Here is a 610-nt window from a genome sequence, read left to right as displayed (position 1 = left end):
GCCCGTGCTCGGCCAGGAATTCGACGATGAATTTCTGCCCGGCAACGGTGACTTCCTTGAACACCTTGTTGCCGACCTGCTTGATCAGATTGCCTTCCAGATTGATCATGTAAGGATCATCCTGGGCGGTGCGGGTGTGATAGCCCAGATTGGTGCGGATGTTGTTCGACATCTGCGTCCAGACGCGCGTGTCGAGCACTTCGAAGCGCCCCGGCCGCTTGTCGCCCTTGGCCAGCCCTTCGACCACCATCGACACCGAAGCGTCGCCGAAGATGAAATGCGTCTGCCGGTCGCGAAAATTGAGATGGCCGGTGATGATCTCGGGCGTCGTCACCAGAATGCGCTTGTGCGCGCCCGACCGCACCAAATTGACGGCTATGTGCAAGGCGGCCGCCGCCGAAGAACAGCCAAGCCCCATGTCAAAGCCCGCGCCCTTCGTCCCCAGCGCCTCCTGCATTTCGATGGCGATCGCCGGATAGGGCCGCTGGTGATGCGAGGCCGAGCAGATCACCAGGTCTATATCCGACGGCTGCAGCCCGGCATGGTCGAGGGCCTTCTTCGCCGAGGCTATGCCGAACTCGGCCTCCAGCGACAGCGCATCGTCGGGCCG

1 pseudogene is annotated in these 610 nt (G+C 62.3%); it reads right to left on the bottom strand.

What is annotated here, in order from left to right:
- A pseudogene (locus EN750_RS37970) lies at positions 1-610 on the bottom strand (beta-ketoacyl-ACP synthase III); the annotation flags it as partial.

Source organism: Mesorhizobium sp. M7A.F.Ca.ET.027.03.2.1, from assembly GCF_003999175.1.
Lineage (GTDB): Bacteria > Pseudomonadota > Alphaproteobacteria > Rhizobiales > Rhizobiaceae > Mesorhizobium.
Note: the sequence above shows the minus strand (reverse complement) of the source record. Positions and strands in the feature narration are given on the sequence as shown.